The organism is Candidatus Magnetominusculus dajiuhuensis, assembly GCF_046044395.1.
Lineage (GTDB): Bacteria > Nitrospirota > Thermodesulfovibrionia > Thermodesulfovibrionales > Magnetobacteriaceae > Magnetominusculus > Magnetominusculus dajiuhuensis.
Genome location: NZ_JBJUSG010000053.1, coordinates 1 through 21,741, shown reverse-complemented (window position 1 = coordinate 21,741; position 21,741 = coordinate 1). Strand labels below are relative to the sequence as shown.

General features: G+C 45.1%; 20 protein-coding genes. 9 read left to right on the top strand and 11 right to left on the bottom strand.

Going from position 1 to position 21,741, the window contains the following annotated elements; translation table 11 throughout:
- The first annotated feature begins 141 nt into the window (after positions 1-141).
- The 4 genes from AB7D94_RS08880 (at position 142) to AB7D94_RS08865 (ending at position 2,087) form a co-directional block, all read left to right on the top strand.
- Positions 142-864 (top strand): hypothetical protein, encoded by a 723-nt coding sequence (locus AB7D94_RS08880; RefSeq protein ID WP_420265451.1) that lies wholly within the window; start codon positions 142-144, stop codon positions 862-864.
- Positions 865-876: 12 nt separating this feature from the next.
- A complete protein-coding gene (locus tag AB7D94_RS08875; protein WP_420265450.1) occupies positions 877-999 on the top strand; it encodes a hypothetical protein in 123 nt (40 codons plus the stop codon).
- Positions 1,000-1,005: 6 nt separating this feature from the next.
- Positions 1,006-1,758: a Swt1 family HEPN domain-containing protein gene (locus tag AB7D94_RS08870; RefSeq protein ID WP_474373867.1), complete on the top strand. Its 753-nt coding sequence runs from the start codon at positions 1,006-1,008 to the stop codon at positions 1,756-1,758.
- 128 nt (positions 1,759-1,886) lie between these two features.
- Positions 1,887-2,087, top strand: a complete 201-nt coding sequence (locus tag AB7D94_RS08865; RefSeq protein WP_420265447.1) for a hypothetical protein — start codon at positions 1,887-1,889, stop codon at positions 2,085-2,087.
- Between the two features lie 330 nt (positions 2,088-2,417).
- Here the strand turns inward: AB7D94_RS08865 and AB7D94_RS08860 are convergent, their stop codons facing one another.
- The 4 genes from AB7D94_RS08860 to greA all read right to left on the bottom strand — a co-directional run bounded on the left by AB7D94_RS08860 (position 2,418) and on the right by greA (position 5,377).
- A complete protein-coding gene (locus AB7D94_RS08860; RefSeq protein ID WP_420265446.1) occupies positions 2,418-3,206 on the bottom strand; it encodes an SAM hydrolase/SAM-dependent halogenase family protein in 789 nt (262 codons plus the stop codon).
- Entirely contained in the window at positions 3,200-4,108 is a 909-nt protein-coding gene (locus AB7D94_RS08855; protein WP_420265445.1) for a dihydroorotate dehydrogenase, read from the bottom strand. The genes AB7D94_RS08860 and AB7D94_RS08855 overlap by 7 nt, the downstream gene beginning before the upstream one ends.
- Before the next feature lie 8 nt (positions 4,109-4,116).
- Positions 4,117-4,791, bottom strand: coding sequence for an iron-sulfur cluster-binding protein (locus tag AB7D94_RS08850; protein WP_420265444.1), 675 nt, complete (start codon positions 4,789-4,791; stop codon positions 4,117-4,119).
- 109 nt (positions 4,792-4,900) lie between these two features.
- Complete coding sequence (gene greA / locus AB7D94_RS08845) at positions 4,901-5,377, bottom strand: transcription elongation factor GreA (RefSeq protein ID WP_420265453.1); 477 nt, start codon at positions 5,375-5,377, stop codon at positions 4,901-4,903.
- A 163-nt stretch (positions 5,378-5,540) separates the two neighbouring features.
- On the opposite strand from greA, the gene nifS reads away from it, so the two are divergent.
- From nifS to AB7D94_RS08825, 4 genes are all read left to right on the top strand, one after another.
- Positions 5,541-6,728: a cysteine desulfurase NifS gene (gene nifS, locus AB7D94_RS08840; RefSeq protein WP_420265452.1), complete on the top strand. Its 1,188-nt coding sequence runs from the start codon at positions 5,541-5,543 to the stop codon at positions 6,726-6,728.
- Positions 6,729-6,827: 99 nt separating this feature from the next.
- On the top strand, positions 6,828-7,667 hold the full coding sequence (locus tag AB7D94_RS08835; RefSeq protein WP_420265443.1) for an MBL fold metallo-hydrolase: 840 nt from the start codon (positions 6,828-6,830) through the stop codon (positions 7,665-7,667).
- Positions 7,668-7,682: 15 nt separating this feature from the next.
- Positions 7,683-8,966 (top strand): AAA family ATPase, encoded by a 1,284-nt coding sequence (locus tag AB7D94_RS08830; protein ID WP_420265442.1) that lies wholly within the window; start codon positions 7,683-7,685, stop codon positions 8,964-8,966.
- A gap of 2 nt (positions 8,967-8,968) precedes the next feature.
- Positions 8,969-9,637, top strand: coding sequence for an RloB family protein (locus AB7D94_RS08825; protein WP_420265441.1), 669 nt, complete (start codon positions 8,969-8,971; stop codon positions 9,635-9,637).
- Positions 9,638-9,641: 4 nt separating this feature from the next.
- On the opposite strand, the gene AB7D94_RS08820 is transcribed toward AB7D94_RS08825, so the two are convergent.
- Positions 9,642-10,013 carry a response regulator gene (locus AB7D94_RS08820; protein ID WP_420265440.1) on the bottom strand — a complete coding sequence of 124 codons (372 nt, stop codon included), beginning with the start codon at positions 10,011-10,013 and terminating at the stop codon, positions 9,642-9,644.
- Positions 10,014-10,016: 3 nt separating this feature from the next.
- Between AB7D94_RS08820 and AB7D94_RS08815 the strand changes: the two genes are divergently transcribed.
- A complete protein-coding gene (locus AB7D94_RS08815) occupies positions 10,017-10,187 on the top strand; it encodes a response regulator transcription factor (protein ID WP_420265439.1) in 171 nt (56 codons plus the stop codon).
- Positions 10,188-10,262: 75 nt separating this feature from the next.
- Here the strand turns inward: AB7D94_RS08815 and AB7D94_RS08810 are convergent, their stop codons facing one another.
- The 6 genes from AB7D94_RS08810 to AB7D94_RS08785 form a co-directional block, all read right to left on the bottom strand.
- On the bottom strand, positions 10,263-10,895 hold the full coding sequence (locus AB7D94_RS08810) for a hypothetical protein (RefSeq protein WP_420265438.1): 633 nt from the start codon (positions 10,893-10,895) through the stop codon (positions 10,263-10,265).
- 241 nt (positions 10,896-11,136) lie between these two features.
- Positions 11,137-14,001 (bottom strand): SBBP repeat-containing protein, encoded by a 2,865-nt coding sequence (locus AB7D94_RS08805; RefSeq protein WP_420265436.1) that lies wholly within the window; start codon positions 13,999-14,001, stop codon positions 11,137-11,139.
- An 87-nt stretch (positions 14,002-14,088) separates the two neighbouring features.
- A complete protein-coding gene (locus AB7D94_RS08800) occupies positions 14,089-16,950 on the bottom strand; it encodes a DUF7948 domain-containing protein (protein ID WP_420265435.1) in 2,862 nt (953 codons plus the stop codon).
- A gap of 87 nt (positions 16,951-17,037) precedes the next feature.
- Positions 17,038-19,236, bottom strand: a complete 2,199-nt coding sequence (locus AB7D94_RS08795) for an outer membrane protein assembly factor BamB family protein (protein ID WP_420265434.1) — start codon at positions 19,234-19,236, stop codon at positions 17,038-17,040.
- Positions 19,237-19,838: 602 nt separating this feature from the next.
- Positions 19,839-20,699: a pentapeptide repeat-containing protein gene (locus AB7D94_RS08790; protein WP_420265433.1), complete on the bottom strand. Its 861-nt coding sequence runs from the start codon at positions 20,697-20,699 to the stop codon at positions 19,839-19,841.
- Between the two features lie 792 nt (positions 20,700-21,491).
- The gene (locus tag AB7D94_RS08785; RefSeq protein ID WP_420265432.1) at positions 21,492-21,638 is read right to left on the bottom strand and encodes a hypothetical protein; all 147 of its coding nucleotides are present in this window, start codon (positions 21,636-21,638) and stop codon (positions 21,492-21,494) included.
- Positions 21,639-21,741 lie beyond the last annotated feature (103 nt).

Sequence of the window (21,741 nt, the reverse complement as noted above, 5' to 3'; positions counted from 1 at the left end):
GAATAGGACATTTCTATTTTGGTAAGAATAGGACATTTCTACTTTGGTACGACATTAAACCAATGTTAGGTTGACAAAAAATGGTATTTTTGTATAATTTATTGAATATAGGGGTCTGAGAAGTACTAGGAGGAGATAAAATTGAGTGCTGCATCTTACGGTAAACATAGTTCCGAAGTCTTATGTCAGCGTTATAAGGAGAAACCTTATCAAGGGCAATGTCCTGATGTGGCAAAGGTATTAATTGTCGGTCAAGATGCCAATTATCCCTTAATGAGCAGCAAGTTGTTAAAGACTATTATGGAATATCATGATGATGGAGTTGCATTCTGGCAAAATAATGAAGAAGAAGTTCACCATCCATTCTTGCTTCAAGCGTTTGCAGATGAGGTTAAGCGAACGCCGCGCAGTGGTATCAACTATCACAAACAATTCTGTAAACTGAGGCTGGACAAGCGTTATGCAAAATACATATCTTTCGTTGAACTATTAGATATAGCCACCTATGGAAATACTGGCAGGGCAAAATTAAAAGATTTTACTGATAAAGTTGACGTGCCTTATATAGCACGGTTAGAGGACTGGATGATTCATTGTGGCGATAAATTAATCTTTGTTCCCACAATGGTGATGAGCACTTATCTCAGAAGCGTCTGTGTTAAGACCGATGGTATGTTAGAATGGCTTATCAGATGTGATAAACCAGTGAAGCCAGATGAGCCAGTTTTATTGTACAGCAATAAAGGCGTGGTGATATACAAAAACAATCATTTTTCAGGGTCGGTAAAAGACGTACACATTCAATGTATGTCAAAAATAATTAAGAACTATCTTGCCTGCTATATCAATGAAACACTACGATGAAGAGAAAGGAACATGGCAGACCACTTTGATGATACTATCCCAAGATTTCTAATAACCGGCAATGAGGTAATAGGGCATCTTGCCCGATTCCTTGAGAAGGAGTTATTATCTCTTTTTGGCGATGACTGGTTGTAAGCCGTCATCAAGAGCCTAACCGACCAGCAACGACAGAATGTGGAACGTAAACTTAAACATAAATTTAGCCGGGCATCTTGCCCTCCACCCGCAAAATTATTGGAATTATTGGATCTCGCCGCATTAATTCAAGTGCTTAAATATAACTGGCAAACGCTGCTCTTGTCACAAGAAGAACGGGATTACGTTATGGGAATGCTGACAATCCGTCACAAGTGGGTTGGTCATAGAACAGCAGAGGATATTCCACTTGAGGACGTATATCGCGATCTGGATACACTAGAGCGCTTTTCTAAGGTTATTAAGGCGGATGATGTCTTCCTTCAAAAAGTGAGGGACATTAAGACGGCTATCCTTTACCTTATTTCGACGAGGCTGGTTTTGACACCAGACGCATCGAATTTCGTTGAGGAAATGCAGATGATCCGTAACAAACCAGTCAAAAAACTCCCACCGCCTAATGGCAATAAAAGAGGACAAAGTCCAGCTATAGGGGGACGAATTCCAGAAGTACTCGTTTACATTATACGATTTAAATATCAAAATGAGAGTATCAATGATGTGGCTGAGGCATTTGGAACAACTTACGGAAAAGTTTACGATATCCGAAAAGAAAAAACCTTCATCAATATCAGAGAGGACTTTAAACCGACTTCGATACAGAAGGCTGATGCGATAGCATGGATGCGGAGACATCCAGACTATGAGCATGGGGCAGCGGATAAAATCATCAAGGCTGTAGAGAATCTTGAGGTGTAAAAATTTCAATGTAGTGTAAGCGGCCGTAGGCTGCCTAACTTGATGTTTGATATAACGTCATAGCTTATGTGCAGCTTATGATAAACTGATATATCGTGGTCTGGATACACTACAGCAAGTGAGGGACATTGAGGAAAATAAGATTGAGGAAAAGGAAAATAAGACATGGTTTCCTTAAAAATGCTCTTCTTCCGTCTGAGGACGGTAAAAAGCATGGTGTTGAGAATGTATATTATGTACATATCGAGACCGATGAAACAATTGCTAATTTAAGAAATGAGATAACTAAATTCTTGGAGGAAAAGGAAAATAAGACATGGCTTCCTTAAAAATGCTCTTCTTCCGTCTGAGGACAGAAGATAACAGCGACACATCCCAATTACTGGACAACGTAAAGGAAACAGATTTATTTATTGATATTTTCACGCACTGAACTTAGACAAAATGAACCATTTTTTATAGGTTATCCCCTATGAACGTCTGTAAACCCGCATTTTCATTGAAGGTGGGCAAGGCTAAAATTAGACAAAACGACGACACTTGCTTCTATGACCGCATTGTAGTATAACCCCCCTCGTAATCTCGCACATGTTTTATCTGTTGAATTCCATCTGCCGCCGGTGGCGGCTTCGGTACTCCGGCTATTGCCATAAATGAATTTAATCCGACAACTCTACGGTTATTCTGGCACCCGTTTTCACACCAGACCTCAAATTAAGACCGGCGCTTCCCTGTTTGATGAACAGCTCAAGGTAGCCGTCGCTGTTGATAAGGGCGTGGAGCTGCCCGTCCTGGCCTTGAGCGTAGTTTTCCTTGAGCGATACAAGGCGGCCGTTTAATTTGAAGCCACAGCCGGTGATAAACGCCGCAGTGATATTTGTTATAATATTTCCAAATCTGTCTATGTAGAGGACTTCCCCTGTTATAGTGTTGTCGCCTGCCTTTGACGGCGGGATTATGTCAAAGGACTGATAATCTACAATAGGCGGGCCGACCTCTTCAGGGCGCAGCCCATTTGAAATCAACGCCGCCGTAGGGGCAAACACATCACGGCCATGAAAGGTCACTCCGGTTGGATTGCGATAGCAGCGTTTGTCAGTGATTTCATAGACCGTAACCTTGTTTTGCGCATACTTGTTTTCAGCATAAATGACGCTGAATAAACCGTTGTCCGGCCCGATAAAGATATACCTGCCGTCATCAACAACAATCCCCCGCCGGTTTGACCCTACGCCGGGGTCAACGACCGCTATGTGAATCGTTCCCTCAGGGAAATACTTGTAACTCATCCCAAGGGCTACCGCCCCATGTCTTATGTTATATGGCTCTATTAAGTGCGTTATATCGACGATGTTGACTTCTGGATTAATCGACAACATTACGCCCTTCATCTGCGCTATAAAGGTATCGGCAAGGCCAAAATCTGTCAGCAAAGTGGCGGTTAACATATAATCCCTCCTACCAGTGTGTTTATGTCGTCTATGTGGTTTCTTATCATATAATCTTTAATGCCTTTGAGGATTTCGACAGACGCCGCGGGGTTTACAAAATTCGCCGTCCCAACCGCAACGGCAGACGCCCCGGCAAGGATAAACTCAATCGCGTCGCCCCCTGTCATTATCCCTCCCATGCCGATTATGGGTACCGTTACGGCCTTCGCCGCCTGAAACACCATGCGCACGGCAATCGGCCTGATGGCAGGACCGGACAGGCCCCCAACACAATTTGACAACCGTGGGCGGCGTGTCTCTATATCTATGGCCATGCCCGTTATCGTGTTAATCACAGACAGTGCGTCCGCCCCGCCGTTAACCGCCGCCCTTGCCATATCGGCTATGGAGGTCACGTTTGGCGAGAGTTTTACTATTAATGGCAGTTTAGTTGCCCTTCGGGCAGCCGTTACCACTTTTTCAGTTAGTGCAGGGTCAGTGCCAAAGGCAATCCATCCAGCCTGTTTATTCGGGCAGGAGATGTTCATCTCAAGGGCAGCAACACCGTCTGCGGCGCTTAGTGCCCCGGCAGCCCCGGCGTATTCCGCTATTGTATCACCAAAGAAATTCGCTATTATTTTCGTATCGTATTTTCGAAGTTCAGGGAGTTTGTCTTTAATGAAGGCGTCAATGCCTATGTTTTGCAGTCCTATGGCGTTGAGCATCCCGCATGGGGTCTCCCACACGCGACCCGGGGGGTTGCCCTTTGCCGGTCTCAGCGACAGTCCCTTTACCGTTATAGCCCCAATCAGATTGAGGTCGAGAAACTCAGCGTATTCCACCCCATAGCCAAACGTACCCGACGCCGTAATGACCGGGTTTTCCAGCTCAAGTCCGCCTATGTTTACAGAGAGATTCATTGACCCCCCTACCCGTCCCATATAATGTCTTTAAGATTAAAAACCGGCCCGTCCTTGCACACCATTTTAAGGCCGTTGACTGTGTCAACCGCGCAACCGAGACACGTTCCAACGCCACAGGCCATCGGTGTCTCAAGCGATACGTAAACCTCAGCGTTGAGGTTCATTCCGGCCATCGCTCTATACATGCCATGCGGGCCACAGGCGTAAATTTTTATCTTGCCGGTGTAAGATTCTCTGAGTTGGGAAATGTGTGATTCTAAAAATTCCAGAACTCCACACTTCTTCCCACATGAGCCATCGTCAGTAGTTATGTGAATATCGTCTTCAGGCATTTCCAGCCATTCGATATTCAGCATACGTCCCTTAGTTCTGTCACCATAAAAAAGCGGCACACCCTGATATTTCTTAGTAAGCCCTAAAACAGATGCAATGCCTATACCTCCGGCCACGACAAGGAGTTTTTCATCATCTGCAACAGGTGGAAAACCCAGGCCAAGCGGACCTATGACACTTAAACTCGTACCCACGGTGAGGCGCTTAAGAATATTCGTACCCTTCCCTGCCACACGTATGAAAAATATCAGGGAACCGTTTGGATGTTTATCGTCAGGGGGTGTAATATCCGCAAGACTAAATGGCCTTAAAAGTAACGGGTCAATGTATTCTCCCGGCCCAATCATAAAAAACTGCCCCACGACCGTTTCACATATGGCAGCATTGGGAGTAACTTCCAGAATAAAATGCTTACTGACCAAATGTTCGTTTCTAATGATGTCTGCTGAAAAAAACCTATTCAAAAATTATTTCCATCACTTCGTAAGAAAAAGTTCTTGAGGGGGCCTTTATTATGGCCTCATCGCCGACGACTTTACCTAGCAGGGCCTTGCCCACTGGTGAGGATATGGATATCTTGCCGGTTTTGACGTCGGCCTCGTCCGGGCCTACGAGGAAGAATACCTTCTCTTCGTCGGTATCAAGGTCAAATACTTTGACTTTGGCGCCAAAGGAGATCTTGCCGCCCTTTATTTTAGATGGGTCTATGACCTGAGCCATAGAGATTTTTGACTGTAGCTCCGCAATCCTGCCCTCAAGGAACGATTGTTTTTCCTTGGCTGCCGTGTACTCGGCATTCTCTGACAAGTCACCGTGCGCCCTTGCGGTGGCAATATCTTTAATATTTTGTGGGCGTTCCTCTTTCAGGAGTCTGTCAAGTTCCTCGCTCAGTTTCTTAAACCCATCCGGTGTCATTGGAACTCTGTCCATTATGGCCTCCCACATATTAATTATTCTCTGGAGTTTACTTATGCAGTACTATATAACATAAGGCCGGTTTCAATCAAGCCGTAACATTAATTTCTGTCAAAAAACAGTTGACAAATCGGTATGAATATTTTATCTTACATGTCGTTTCTGAGATGCTATGAAAGATATAAAACAGGTTTATCTGGATAACAACGCCACGACGGCCGTGGCGTCTGAGGTGGTTGATGAGATGCTGCCAGTGTTCAGGGAGTTTTATGGCAATCCCTCAAGCACATACTCATTTGGCAGTCGCGTGCGCGATATGCTTGAGAAGGCCCGCTGTGCCGTAGCAGCGTCAATTAACGCCCTCCCTGAGGAGGTCATATTCACAAGCTGTGGCACGGAGAGCGACAATACGGCAATTCTCAGCGCCCTTGAGGCATATCCCGGTCGCAGACACATCATTACCACTGTGGTTGAGCACCCGGCCGTCCTGAACGTCTGCCGCCAGATGCAAGACAAGGGATATGCGGTTACTTACCTCAGAGTTGACTCTAATGGAAGGCTTGACATGAAGTCCTTTGAGGATGCCCTCCGCAACGATACGGCCATAGTGTCCATCATGTATGCAAACAACGAAACCGGTGTTGTGTTTCCCATAGAGGAGATTGGCCGCCTGATAGAGGGGCGAAATTGCCCCGGAGGCAAGATACTCTTTCACACAGACGCAGTGCAGGCAGTGGGAAAGGTCGCCGTTGACGTAAAAAAACTCAACGTAGATATGCTGTCTTTGTCCGGGCACAAGCTCCACGCGCCTAAGGGCGTTGGGGCACTGTATGTAAGGAAGGGGACGCCGTTTTATCCATTGCTCATTGGTGGCAATCAGGAGCAGGGACGCCGCTCAGGGACTGAAAATACTGCCTCAATTGTTGGCTTGGGCAAGGCCTGTGAATTAGCCGTAAGACGGCTCAATGAGGAGGCCGTGTATCTTGGCAAACTCAGGGATAGGCTTGAGACGGCGATACTTAGTACATGCCCTGGGGCAGTTGTAAATGGCCGCACCGCAGACCGTCTGCCAAACACATCAAGTATCAGCTTTGAGTACATAGACGGCGAGGCCATTTTAATGCTCCTTGACAGCAATGGAATATATGCCGCCTCCGGCTCTGCCTGCTCCTCCGGCTCCGGGAAGCCCAGCCATGTGCTTGAGGCAATGTCCATACCCACCTCCGCCATACACGGCTCTGTAAGGTTTTCCCTAAGCCGCTACAACGACGACGCCGACATAGACAGGCTTATTGATGTCCTGCCGGGTGTGATAAAAAAATTGAGAGAAATCTCTCCTCTGACCGGCCCGCCGAAATGCGCTCACTAAAACGCCGTAGTTGCTGTGGCGCCATGATATATTATTTGGCATATTGTTGTATAATACCTTGATTACTTTACGTGTCACTTCATGCAGGGAGGTTTGGCTGTGATTATTAAATGCTGGGGGGCCAGAGGCTCTATCCCCGTCTCAGGCAGGGATTATTTGAAATATGGCGGCGATACAACATGCATTGAAATCAGGACAAAAAACGATGAGATTATCATTATTGACACAGGCTCCGGCATTCGCGAGCTTGGCAAGAGGATGATCGTGGAAAAACGAGACAAATTTAGTATCATATTTACCCATTTTCACTGGGACCACATCATGGGATTTCCATTTTTCAGGCCTATTTACAGCGAAGGCACTAAGATTGACTTCTATGGCTGCGCCTTTGAGCAAGGCTCCATAGAGGAAATGATCTCAAAAACTATGGTATCTCCGCACTTCCCCGTTAATTTCAATGAAGTGAAGGCCACTTTTTCTTACGTTACCGTCTGCTCCGCGGCCTTTCAGATTGACTCCGTTACAGTTACACCTATCATGCTTAGCCACCCGAACCGCGGGTTGGGCTATAAATTTGTCGAAGACGGCAAGACCTTTGTCTTTATCACCGACAACGAGCTGACGTATAAACACCCGGGCGGCCTTGATTATGAAGACTACAGAGAGTTCGCCTCTGGTGCCGACCTTCTGATACACGATTCCGAGTATATAGTGGAGGAATATGAGGTCAAAAAGACATGGGGACACTCAATCTATAATGACTCACTGCGGCTGGCTATGGAAAGCGGAGTGAAATCCTTCGGCCTCTTTCACCACAACCAAAACAGGACTGACGGCGAGGAGGATGCTATTGTGGAGGACTGCCGTAAGATAATCGCTGAGAAAAAGTCTGCGCTTGACTGCTTCGCGGTATATCAGGGGATGGAAATTGCGTTATAGGGCGGGTGACAGCATATGTTAGTCGAATTCAGCGTAGGGAATTATCTTTCGTTTAAAGACAAAGTTACGCTGAGCATGGCTGCTGGCTCCGTTAAGGAACATGCTGAGCATATTATTCCTACTATAGATCCTAAGCTCAGCCTTTTAAAAAGCGCCGTTATTTATGGAGCGAATGCAAGCGGTAAAAGCAATCTCATAAAAGCATTAAGATTTATGAAGGATTTTGTGCGTAATTCCTCAAAAGAGTCACAGATTGACGAGCCTATTCATGTAAGAAAATATCTTTTTTCCACAGATACTGATAATATGCCGTCTATTTTCGAGATAGTATTTATGACAAATGATGTATTTTATAAGTATGGCTTTGAGATTGATTCCGGCAAAGTTAGTAAGGAGTATCTCTATGCATATCCAAAGAAGAGAGAAAGAATTTATTTTATTAGAGACGATGCAGGGATAGATGTAAAAGGGCATTTCAGCGAAGGAAAGGGGTTAGAAAAAAAGACAAGGCCTAATGCTTTATTTCTATCAGTCTGTGCTCAAAATAATGGCGCTATTTCAGGAGATATTTTAAAATGGTTTTCCACAATCGATTTTTTGGATAATATGAATTTTTTGTCAAGTGTCATTTCAGATTATCCATTAGATAAGCTATATGGTAATGTAAAAAAATATATGCTTAAGTTAATAGGCATTGCCGATTTACAAATAAATAATATCATATTTGAGAATAAGGGAAGCATTAAATTTGAATTGAGGAACGATTCGTCTGAGGAGCTACAGGAATCTATTGTAAGGAACGACATTTTTGTTCAATCTGAGAAAGCTCTCTATAAACAATCGACATTTCACACTAAATATAACGACAAAAATATACCTGAAAAGGATGTTACACTGTCTTTAGATTACGAGTCGGAAGGCACACAAAAAATAATAAAATATTCAGTTCCAATAATTGAAAAGCTATTAAAAGGCGGCATTCTGATAATTGACGACATGGATGCTATGTTGCACACTATAATAAGTAAAGAATTGGTAAAATTATTTAATAATAACGGAAAAAATGCTCAATTTGTTATCGCTACACATGACGTTATTTTATTAGATAAGAAATATTTTAGAAAAGATCAGGTATGGTTTACAGAGAAAGATCAATATGGAGCGACAGATATTTATTCTTTAATAGAATTCAAAATTGATAAAAAAAATGATGAGCATTATGAAAGAGACTATATAAAGGGAAGATATGGGGCAATACCGTTTCTTGTAGATTTTTCAAAACTTTTTGCGGAAGATTGACAATGCCAAGATTCCAGAGGAAAATAATAACAAAACCGGCATATGATAAAATACTAATTGTATGTGAAGGAGAAAAGACAGAGCCAAACTATTTTAAAAAATTCAAAGGTGACCTTTATAACAAGATGATTGAAATCGAAGGACCTGGAATGGTTACGAAAAGTCTGGTTAATTATGTCTTAGATAATTATTATATTTATACCAAACCCGATGATAATGACGTTAGAGGATTTGATGTTATATGGGTTGTCTTCGACAGAGACAGCAACCCACCTCAAGATTTCAATGAAGCTATCAGATTAGCAGAAAGCAATAAAATACATGTTGCTTATTCGAATGAGGCATTCGAACTATGGTACCTGCTTCATTTTAATTATCACGATAGTGCAATGTCAAGGAAATTATATGAAGGAAAATTAACAGATAATATCATAAAATTGACCGGTGATAATGAATATAAATATGAAAAAAACTCTGAGGATATGTATGATAAACTTAAGGAAAAACATAACACTGCGATAAAAAATGCAAAAAGATTGTTAGACCACTATAAGGATAATGATCCTAATGGATTAAATCCCGGAAAAAATAACCCATCCACAACCGTTCATCTATTGGTTGAAGAGTTAAATACATATAAAAAGCAACCTGTTGATATATTGCGACAATAATCGCCTAATACACCCCTACGGCCTTTCCTACGGCCGCTCTGAGGTCGTCTGGAGTGAAAGGTTTTTCGATGAAATCGAACGCCCCGTTTTCCATCGCGTACCTTGCCAGCTCCACCCTGGCAAAGCCCGTTATCATTATCACCTTTGTCTTGCCTGATCTGCCTAAGGCACGCTCCAACACTTCCATTCCATTTACCTCATCCATCCGAATGTCCGTCACAACCACATCAAACTCCTTTTCGTCTATTCGCTTTAAGGCATCGGCGGGCAGCGCGTATGTCTCCACTGCGTAACCGTCCTTTGATAGCGCCAGCCTCAACTTGACAAGAGGTCTGAAAAACTCCACTTTAAGTGCCTGACCAAAAGGGAATTCCACGTCATGGACATGATTGTGGCGGGCAAGACCCCCAGGGAGATTGCCAGCATACTAACCCTGAGCGTAAGAACCATTAACACGTGCAGGATAAATATACTGCATAAGCTGAAGCTCAGAGGCAATGCTGAACTCGTGCGATACGCGATAGAAAATAATCTCATTGGCAAATATTAGCCGCCGCCAGCCGCGGAAAAGTTTCCACAACACAGTAGAGACATTGGCTGTTTACAATCTCCCTGCTGCTACTGTTTACAACGGTGCCTGAAAGCTATAACCATCCGCCCCGCATTTTGCCGTCAACGTATCTATTATCCTTTTACACCTTCTTGGCGTGTCGCTGGGTCTGGCAACGAAAAACGGTTTGCCGTCTTTTCCAAACCTATATTCAGTTGGGCAGTCTTTAGTATTAACATCTCCAAAAGGGTTTATATCTCCGAATATCTCTTTGGCAACCTGATAATCCTTATGAGGTGAAAACCCCAGGTCCTCGGCATAAAGCACCGAGTCTTCCACTAACTTCACGGCGCAGCCCGGACGTATATCCACATATTGCTGCCGCTGATTTCTCATCACTATGTTCCTGTCATAGTCACCTTTTGAGGTAACGATGTAGAATGCGTTTGTAACGCCAAGGCAAAACACATCGAGCAGGAATATGCTGAAACCGACCCTGTCCTCCGCAACTTTTCTGCTCATGATAACATGCCCTATACCGGCGTCGAAGAGATTGTCAGAAACAAGGCATTCATGGATAGGGGCTGATGACGCGAGTATGAATTGCTTTGTTGTAGTCAGTACCACATCCCCGGATTTTTTTATGTTTGACGCTTCCATGTCATATCTATCGGGTCTTCTCTGCCCCTGATTATCAACCACTTCCATGTGTGTTACCCCTCTCACGGCATTAATATGGGAGACCTCATCCCCAACGCACTGATATTATAACTGATAGGTTGTTACATATCAGTTACATATTGGCTGCAAATGAAAATAAATTTTCACAGGGTAAGAAGATAAAAAAGGACGATGTGGTTGTTCCCTGAACGAGACAACGGTTGTCCTATCGGTTTCGACGCCGCCGACAGGACAACTCTCCTAATGTTTCAGGATTCACTAACTTTACTTATTTCCAGCTCACCCCCAAGGCGTACCATGTACTGTTGTAATAAACATATATTGTTCCATCTGTCCACGCAACAATGGCGGCACCGCTGGTAACCCACTGGACGTAGTAGGTCGCTGAACCGGATGTCCCCGTTACTATACTTCCAGACTTAGAGCCAAAGAGCGAGGCATATTGACTATATATTGAGTTAATTGCCGTGGTGGCCTTATCCAGGTCGGTTCCAGATGTTTTCCATGTTACCCCCAGGGCATACCAATTACCATTGTAATAAGTAAACATAGTGCCGTCTGTCCATGCCACAAGGGCGGCGCCGTTAGTGAACCACTGGACATAGTAGCTGGCCGAACCAGATGTCCCCGTGACTATGCCGCCGGACTTTGTCCCTAAGAACGAGGCATATTGATTATAGAGCGCGGTAATTTCCGCCGAGGCGGCGTCATAGTCCGATGACCCTGATGTTGCAAATGTTGCCGACACAGATTTATTCGACGACATTGTTATTGTGCACTGGCCAGCGTTTGTGAAATCACACCCGCTCCAGCTTGAAAAAGTAGAACCTGAGGCAGCCGTTGCCGTTAGCACAACCGATGTACCAGACGTATATGACGCCGTGCCGGTGCTGCCGCTCCAACTTAGAGTACCGCTTGACGGCGTTACAGTGCCCGAGCCCGTGCCGGATTTTGTAACGGTCAGGGCATAAGTACTGGATGCCGCCATCGCCATCTTTGTAACAAAGGCATCGGAGGAGCCGCCGGCGTTAGTAATCTGATATGCGCCGGTTGTTGTTGGAAAATTTGACGAGCTTGTATCTCCAGCCACATAGACGGAGCCTGAGGAATCCACAGCTATGCAATGGGCCATATCACTACCGCTGCCGCCGAGGTATGTAGAGTACACAAGGGCAGTACCGCTTTGATTTAGTTTTGTTACAAAGGCATCACCGCTGCTGGCGTAAGTAGTCTGATATGCTCCGGTTGTTGTTGGAAAACTACCGGATGTATATCCAGCCACATAGGCATAGCCTGAGGAATCCACAGCTATGGAATTTACGTAAGACGCATCAGAACTACTGCCGCCGCCGAGGTATGTAGAGTACACAAGGGCAGTACCGCTTTGATTTAGTTTTGTTACAAAGGCATCGGAGCCGCCGACTAAAGTAGTCTGATATGCACCGGTTGTTGTTGGAAAATCTGTCGAGCTTGTAGAGCCAGCCACATAGGCATAGCCTGAGGAATCCACAGCTATGGAATGGGCAAAACCACCACCGCTGCCGCCAAGGTATGTAGAGTACACAAGGGCGGTACCGCTTTGATTTAGTTTTGTTACAAAGGCGTCATCGTAGTAGCCGCCGGCGTAAGTAGTCTGATATGCGCCGGTTGTTGTTGGAAAATTTGACGAGTATGTATATCCAGCCACATAGGCATAGCCTGAGGAATCCACAGCTATGGAATAGACATAATCTCCACGGCTGCCGCCAAGGTATGTAGAGTACACAAGGGCGGTTCCGGTTTGATTTAGTTTTGTTACAAAGGCATTGTAGTAGTAGCCGCTGAAAGTAGTCTGAAGGACACCGGTTGTTGTTGGAAAATTTGTCGAGCCTGCCCGTCCAGCCACATAGGCATAGCCTGAGGAATCCACAGCTATGGAATAGGCATAATCTCCACCGCTGCCGCCGAGGTATGTAGAGTACACAAGGGCGGTTCCGGTTTGATTTAGTTTTGTTACAAAGGCATTGTAGTAGTAGCCGCTGAAAGTAGTCTGAAGGACACCGGTTGTTGTTGGAAAATTTGTCGAGCCTGCCCGTCCAGCCACATAGGCATAGCCTGAGGAATCCACAGCTATGGAATAGGCATAATCATCACCGCTGCCGCCGAGGTATGTAGAGTACACAAGAGCAGTACCGGTTTGATTTAGTTTTGTTACAAAGACATCGTAGTAACCGGCGTCGAAAGTAGTCTTGAGGGCACCGGTTGTTGTTGGAAAATTTGTCGAGTTTGTAGATCCAGCCACATAGGCATAGCCTGAGGAATCCACAGCTATGGACCAGGCCTGATCATTACCGCTGCCGCCGAGGTATGTAGAGTATGTCAGCGTGGGGTCAATAACCAATTCCTTATTCTTGTCATAGGCAGCCACGTTGAAACTCACAAGATTGCCTTTGCCTACCGCATACCTGCCCTTTATTTCTTGTCTGACGCCGTCTATTTCCTGATAGACAAGGGGCTTGTGCATGAGCATTTTGCCGCCCTTTGCGGCAATGATTAAGTTGCCGTCCTTGTCGGTCTTTAGCTTTTTCGCACCCTCGACCTTAAAGGCTATTTTCTTATAATCGGCATGAGGCCCCACGACGAAATCATATTCTATCTGCCGCTGATTGCCGTAAACGACAAGGTCAACTCCGGGATATACCTCCTCGTATTTCACTTTTTGGTATGTCGGCACATTAGTACGCCATTTCTGCGGGTCATTGCCAATAAAATAGTTGGATTTCCCAGGAAGTTCATCAATGCCGGTTATGGTCTTTGCGTCAGCGCCTGGATTGATAAATTTCATGGCAACTACGGCAGTTTTTACCTTATCCTTCCCTTTGACATGAGATGACATGCTCAGTACAAACTCCTGCGGCGTCATAAAAAGCGTATAGCCCTGTCCTCTGGCAAAATATTTGACCTTCGGGTCTGTCTGCCCCTCGTTTGCCTCAAAGGCAATTGGAAGTTTCCCGTATGACTCCGCAACACGGGCATTACCCTCAGTGACCGCTCCTGCCGGGACATTCGCATATGCCAACGCGCTAAGGCAAATGACTGTCAGTAACGAGACTACGACAGAGATTACATTTTTGCTCAGTTTTCCATTACTCATGATTAAATCCTCCTGTTCTAATTTACCCAACGGAGGCATTTAACCCGCCATCGGCATGTAATGTTTTGACGTTTATATCCTTAATACCTATTTCCAGCTTACCCCTAAAGCGTACCATGAACTGTTATAATAAGTATACATAGTCCCATCTGTCCATGCCACGATAGCGGCACCATTCGTACACCATTGGACATAGTACGTGGCCGAGCTGGATGTCCCCGTAAGTATACTCCCTGATTTTGTCCCAAACCACGAGGCGTATTGATTGTAGATTGCATAAATTCCCGCGGTTGCCCTGGTAAGGTCGCTGCTTGCCTTCCATGCGATCCCCGTGTTGTACGCGTTACTGCCATCCCAGTACCATATATACCCATCTGTCCATGCCATAATAGCCCTACCATTAACGAACCATTGGGCATAGTATGTGCCGTTTGTCGTTGTTGCCGTTGTAACGCCACCGGATTTAGTGCCAAAAAATGTTGGGTATTGATTATAAAACGAGTTAATCCCCGCGCTTGCATTGTCATAGTCTGATGCCCCTGACGACGAAAACGCCGCCGCTACAGACTTAGCCGCAGACATCGCAACGGTACAGGCAGTGCCACTTGTGGAATCACACCCGCTCCAGCTTGAAAAAGTATATCCAGAGGCCGCAGTTGCCGTAAGCGTAACAGATATGCCGGATGCATAAGAGGCAGAACATGTAGAACCGCAACTGATTCCCGATGGTGAGCTTGTTACCGTGCCGCTTCCAGTTTTTGTAACACTCAGCGCATAAGAATTTGACGATGAAAACTGTAACTTTGTTATAAAAGCATCATAGGTACCTTTCAAAGTAGTCTGATAGGCACCGGTTGTTACAGGAAAATCTGTTGAGGTTGTCTCTCCGGTCACATAGGCGTCGCCGGAGGAATCTACCGCTATGCCAGAGGCAGAATCATAACTGCTGCTGGTGCCGCCAAGTAAGGTAGAGTACACAAGGGCGGTGCCGGTTGCGTTCAGTTTTGTTATAAAAACATCAGAGGATCCTTTCAAAGTAGTCTGATAGGCACCGGTTGTCGTAGGAAAATTTGTTGAGCTTGTATATCCGGCCACATGGGCATTGCCTGCGGAATCTATTGCTATGCCGCTGGCGTAATCCGCACTATTGCCGCCAAGCAAGGTAGAGTACACAAGGGCGGTGCCGGTTGCGTTCAGTTTCGTTATAAAAACGGTACAAATCCCTTTCATAGTAGTCTGAAAGGCGCTGGTTGTCGTAGGAAAATCTGTCGAGTATGTCCCCCCGGCCACGTAGGCATTGCCTGCGGAATCTACCGCTATGCTAACACCAGAATCAGCATAACTACCGCCAAGAAAAGTAGAGTACACAAGGGCGGTGCCGGTTGCGTTTAGTTTTGTCACGTAAGGAGTAAATTGTTTTTGTGTAGTAGGCACAAAGGTAGTCTGAAAGGCACCGGTTGTTGTAGGAAAATCTTTTTGATATGTGAAGCCGGTCACATAGGCATTGCCGGAGGAATCCACTGCTATGCCACCGCTATAACTATAACTACTATAATCGCCAACAAGCAATGTAGAGTACGCAAGCTGAGTGCCGGCGGCGTTTAGCTTTGTTATAAAAACGGTTGAGGCGCTGTTCGTAGTAGTCTTAAAGGCACCGGATGTTACAGGAAAATCTGATGATCTTGTCTCTCCGGCCACATAGGCATTGCCTGCTGAGTCTACCGCTATGCTACGGCCACCATCATAACCATCACCGCCAAGCAAAGTAGAGTACACAAGGGCAGTGCCAGTGGAGTTTAGTTTTGTTATATAAGCATCGCTGGCTCCTTTCCTGGTAGTCTGATAGGCGCCGATTGTGGGAAAATCTGCTGAGTACGTCTCTCCGGTCACGTAGGCATTGCCTGAGGAATCTACCGCTATGCTATAGACATCATCACTACCGCTGCCGCCAAGGTAAGTAGAGTAAACAAGGGCAGTGCCGGTTGCGTTTAATTTTGTTATAAAAACATCGCTGGTGCCTTTCAGAGTAGTCTGATAGGCACCGGATGTTACAGGAAAATCTGTTGAGGCTGTAAATCCAGCCACATAGGCATTGCCTGCGGAATCCACCGCTATGCTACGGCCAAAATCACCACTGCTTCCGCTGTTGCTGCCGCCAAGAAAAGTGGAGTACGCAAGCGTGGGGTCAATAACCAATTCCTTATTCTTGTCATAGTCGGCCACGTTGAAACTTACCAGATTGCCCTTGCCAACCGCATACCTGCCCTTTATTTCTTGTCTTACGCCGCCTATCTCCTGATAGACAAGGGGCTTGTGCATGAGCATCTTGCCGCCCTTTGCAGCGATTATTAAGTTGCCGTCCTTGTCAACCTTTAGTGTTTTCGCCCCCTCGACCCTGAGGGTAATTTGCTTATAATCGGCGTGAGGCCCTACGACGAAATCGTATTCTATCTGCCGCTGATTGCCGTAAACAACCATGTCAACGCCGGGATATACCTTCTCGTATTTCACTTTTTCATATGTCTGCACATTAGTACGCCATTTCTGCGGGTCATTGCCAATAAAATAGTTGGATGTTCCCGGCAGCTCATCAATGCCGGTTATGGTATTAGCGTCTGTGTTTGGATTGACAAATTTTATCCTGATGGAGGCCGTTTTTATCTTATCATTGGCTTGATCATGAGTTGCCATTGACAACACAAACTCCCGCGGCGTCATAAAAAGCGTATAGCCCTGTCCTCTGGCAAAATATTTGACTTTAGGGTCTGTCTGCCCCTCGTTTGCCTCGAAGGCAATCGGAAGTCTCCCGTATGACTCCGCAACACGGGCATTATCCTCATTGGCCGTTGCCACCGGGACATTCGCATATGCTAACGCGCTAAGGCAAATGACTGCCATTAACGAGACCACGACAGAGATTACATTTTTGCTCAGTTTTCCATTACTCATGATTAAATCCTCCTGTTCTAATTTACCCAACGGAGGCATTTAACCCGCCATCGGCATGTAATGTTTTGACGTTTATATCCTTAATACCTATTTCCAGCTTACCCCTAAAGCGTACCATGAACTGTTATAATAAGTATACATAGTCCCGTCTGTCCATGCCACAAGGGCGGCGCCATTAGTAAACCACTGGACATAGTATGTGGCCGAACCGGATGTCCCCGTAAGCATACTCCCTGACTTTGTCCCAAACCACGAGGCGTATTGGCTATAAATGGCATTAATCCCCGTGGTTGCGAGGTCGCTGAGGGCCTTCCATGTTATCCCCAGGGCGTACCATATATTATTATAATAAGTAAACATAGTGCCGTCTGTCCATGCCACCAGGGCGGCGCCATTGGTAAACCATTGGACATAATAGTATGTGGCTGAACCGGATGTCCCCGTAACTATACCGCCGGATTTTGTTCCAAACCACGAGGCATATTGACTATAGATTGCATTGATTTGTGCGGAGGCAGCGTTATAGTCCGGGGACCCTGACGTTGTAAACGTTGCCGTTACAGACTTAGCCGATGACATTGCCACAGTGCATTGGGAACCGCTTGTGTTATCACAACCTGACCAACTCGTAAATGTGGAGCTGTTGTCTGCCGCTGCGCTAAGCGCGACTGATGTGCCTGATGTGTATGCCGCCGAGCATGTTGAGCCGCAGCTTATCCCTGATGGGCTGCTTGTAACTGTGCCCGTGCCGGTGCCGGATTTCGATACGCTCAACGTATAAGTTGATGGCGTTGCGGTAAACACCGCGGATACGCTCTTAGCCGACGACATTGCCACAGTGCATTGGGAACCGCTCGTGTTATCACACCCTGTCCAGCTTGTAAATGTGGAACCGGTGGCGGGTGCCGCGCTAAGGACGACTGATGAGCCTGATGTATATGCCGAGGAGCATGTTGAGCCGCAGCTTATCCCTGATGGGCTGCTTGTAACTGTGCCCGTGCCGGACTTCGATACGCTCAACGTATATGAGGTAATATTGTCTTTCACCGCGTAAAGATACGTATTAGAAGAGCTGAAATACAGTGTGCCGTCTGCCCCAATTGCAGGGCAATTCTCTCCAATACTTGCCGAGGTTGTATAAGTCCACCGTAGTGTTCCATCTGATTTCAGGGCATACATCTTTCCATCCACAGAGCCGAGGTAAACAGTTGCGTCGGCGCCGATGACCGGTGCTGACAAGACTCCGTACTGGGGGCCGTTTGGATAGCTGGGATTAACCCCCGTTTGGTATGACCACAAGGTCGCGCCTGTGGCGGCACTCAGGGCGAATATCTTGCCGGTTGACCCTGTGCCGGTGTAAATGATGCCCGATGATGAAAGGGCGGGAGTTAGATACTCCGCGGTGCCGGAGGCCGATTGCCATAACTGCGTCCCGTCAGGTGTAAATGCGTGGACCATCTTATTGCCGCAGACATAGATGGTACCGTCTTGCCCGACAACCGCGCCGCTGGCCCTGATGGGGTCTATGTTTTTACTCCATTTGAGATTGCCGCTGAGAGTGAGAATCGCATAAATTGTCCCGTCAGTTTGGTTGTGTGGGTCACCGCTTCCCACGTACAGGGTCAGGCCGTCGGTGCTCAGTGTAGGGGATGCGAGGGGGGCTATGGAGCCGACGGTCTTATATTTCCACTTAAGGCTGCTGTCGGGATTTACGGCATAGACGTATGTGTCCCACGAGCCGAAGTATATGGTGCCGTCGCCTCCAATACATGGCTCCCCGTGTATACTGTCATTAGCGCCAGAAAAAACCCATTTTAAAACCCCAGCGGATGTAAAGGCATAGAGTTGAGTTCCACCGGCAGCGTATATTGTGCCGTCAGCGGCAACGGCAGTGGCACCGCCTCCGCCTATGGAGTAGCTCCACGTCTTTTGGCCGGTAGTTGTATTAATGGCGACCAACTGGTTTCCGGCAACGCCGTTTAAGCCGGTAACATTTACATATAGTGTCAGCCCATCGTTGCTGATGCTTGGGGTATCGGGGGGCAGATTGGCTGAATTAGCACTCGAATTAGGACTAAAACTCCACTTCAGGGTGTTGGTAAGCGGGCCGTTATTTGCGCTCTGCCCGGAGTGCTGGGCATCGTGATGAAACATAGGCCACGCGCTCACAGAAGCGGCAGTTGCCGCACTGGTATAAGACATAGAAAGACAGAAAGACAGTACCAACAGGATAACGCTTACAGTAGATAAACGATAAGTTACCTTAGATAAGCAATAAGTCTTCATTTTTGAATTACCTCCGTTTTTGGGTTACGACCCGTGATTCGCAAAGATGATATAAAATGATATAACAAATATCAACAGCCGGTCAAGTTTACCAGCGACACCGCGATACTTGAAGTGCAACCACACTATGGTTGCACTACATGGGTACACAATAATGATAGGGAGCCATCATCCTAAAAAAAGCAGTTGAAAATCACAAAGACTGGCTTATAGCCTTGTTTTACAAGGAAATTAGGCGTCTGCGGAGCAGTACTTTTTGCCTACTTTTGGGTGAGTGGCTTTTGTTCATAAGAGCCTGATTTTCCTCATTATATTGAATTGAACTGCTTTTTTTAGGATCATTTCTTTGTGTTAGGGCGTCATCATTATCTTTACGTTAGGGCATTATCACTTCTTTGTCTGTCATTCCTGCGAAGGCAGGAATCCAGTCTTTTCAGGATAAGAATTAATGCCCCATATCAAATGAAATTGCAAAATAAATGGCAAAATAATTGCTGCGACTATGTTCTGGCATAAGAACTGGATTCCTGCTTCCGCAGGAATGATAGAATGTACTCATTATGACTGCAATATGGTATGAGGCGCGCGGTAAATTGCCTGAATTATTTGGTATATTGAAGAAATTGTGTGCAATTATCCTGAATATGTTTTGTGATCACGTCTCTAAAAGATACTTTTGTACCAGTGTCAAATGTGACCGAAATATTTCTATGTGAAATGTTAAGTGCCATTGAAGCATTTTTACATGATAATTTCTTGTTTATGTCAAGAAACAGATTTGGATTTTTCTTGTTTTTTATGAGGTAAGCTTTAGATCGTTCATCAAGTGATTTACATCGTTCTGCAGTTTTATTATCAATTTTTGAGTATTCATGCCATTCAAATAATTTATTAATATCATCATAATAAATACCCTCAAGGTTTGTTTTTTTATCAATAGTCGAACAGTTTAACCTTGCCCCAGTTAAAGAAGCCCCTTCAAGGGTTGCATTATCTAAATCAGCCACTTGAAGAGTTGCGTTATCTAAATAAGCCCCTTGAAGGTTTGCGTTGGTTAAATTAGCCTTAGTTAAAGAGGCCCCTTGAAGATATGCCCCCGTTAAATCGGCCACTATAAGGTTTGCCCTTAATAAAAAAGCCCCTTGAAGGTTTGTCTCCTTTAAAAAAGCATCATAAAGGTTTGTCCCCCACAAATGAGCTCCTTGAAGGTTTGTCCAACCCAAATAAGCCCCTTGAAGGTTTGCATTATCTAAGTAAACATTTATGAATTTTGAGCCGCTAAAATTCGCGCAACTTAAATCTCTATTTTTTAAATCAAGTTTATCGGATAACTTGATCAAAGCTTCTACGCTTGTCTTACTATCGTTCGATATATCATAGATAATACTCGCATCTCTACTCTCCTTTTCGACTATGGTTTTATTCGCTACCTTAAGATTTATGTTGAGCAGACTATCCTTCATTCTGTGATCTGGAAATGGATTAACTTGATACAAGCATAATATAAATATAAAATAAAATGATGAAATAAGTAGTATAGCAGTATTGATAAGAAATATTATTGATAGCCGCTTTTGTGTTAATCGTTTAATTATACGAAAAAAAATAAATGACATTGTGACATCTAATACAATCACACTTTCATGATATACGGTAAGAGCCTCACTACGATACGGCAAAAACTTAAATGTAACCCATAAGAGTGTAATAAGTGGTAATAAAGAATATAGTGTTATAGTAAGTCCATGATAAATTGAATATTTGACTTTGCCATCACTGTTAATAAAAGAATAATTAAAAAAAAGTGTAGTTAAAAGCGATGGTTTATGCTTTGACGGTATATTTTCTGGGTCCTCAAGCCATGGAATATATTCCCTTGCATATAAGTAGAGATTGATAAACAAATTAATATGAAACAATAAGATGATAAGAGGAGAAACTATATAAAAGGAAAGGATGGGTATCTCAGCGTTAAGGACGGGGAGTGTTATCTTTCGGGTATCAATGAGGAGTAGCTGTATGTGTGTTGTCGTAGCAGCCGTAGTAAAAACATATGCAAGGAGTATGAGAAAAAATATGAGTTGACTTCTGTTAAACGACGACGACTCGTCCAGCGATTTCTTTATTTCCGTATCGTCAGCCACATTCGACGAAAGTATTCTTGCGCCATGATTTGTAAGTCTCCTTAGCCTTGTGTCTAACTTCTTTTGAGAGAACATTGTTATGTTTCCAAAAACTCCTTACCGCAAGGGATTTCACAGTTTGTCCAAGTCCATAAGCTCCACATACCCCGCCTCAACCTCTCTTAACGCCTCTGCAGCCATTTTTTCTATGGCGTCCCGCGAATTGCTAAAGGCAATATCCCACCTAATCTCATCTATAAGCTCTTCAATCATTCTCAAGCGCATACCCTCACTCCACGAAAAAAAATTGTGTCCACGTTGCGTGTTTTGCCGTCATTCCGGCTTGCAGACTGTGTCACAATAGTAAAGCAGCCCCCCCCCC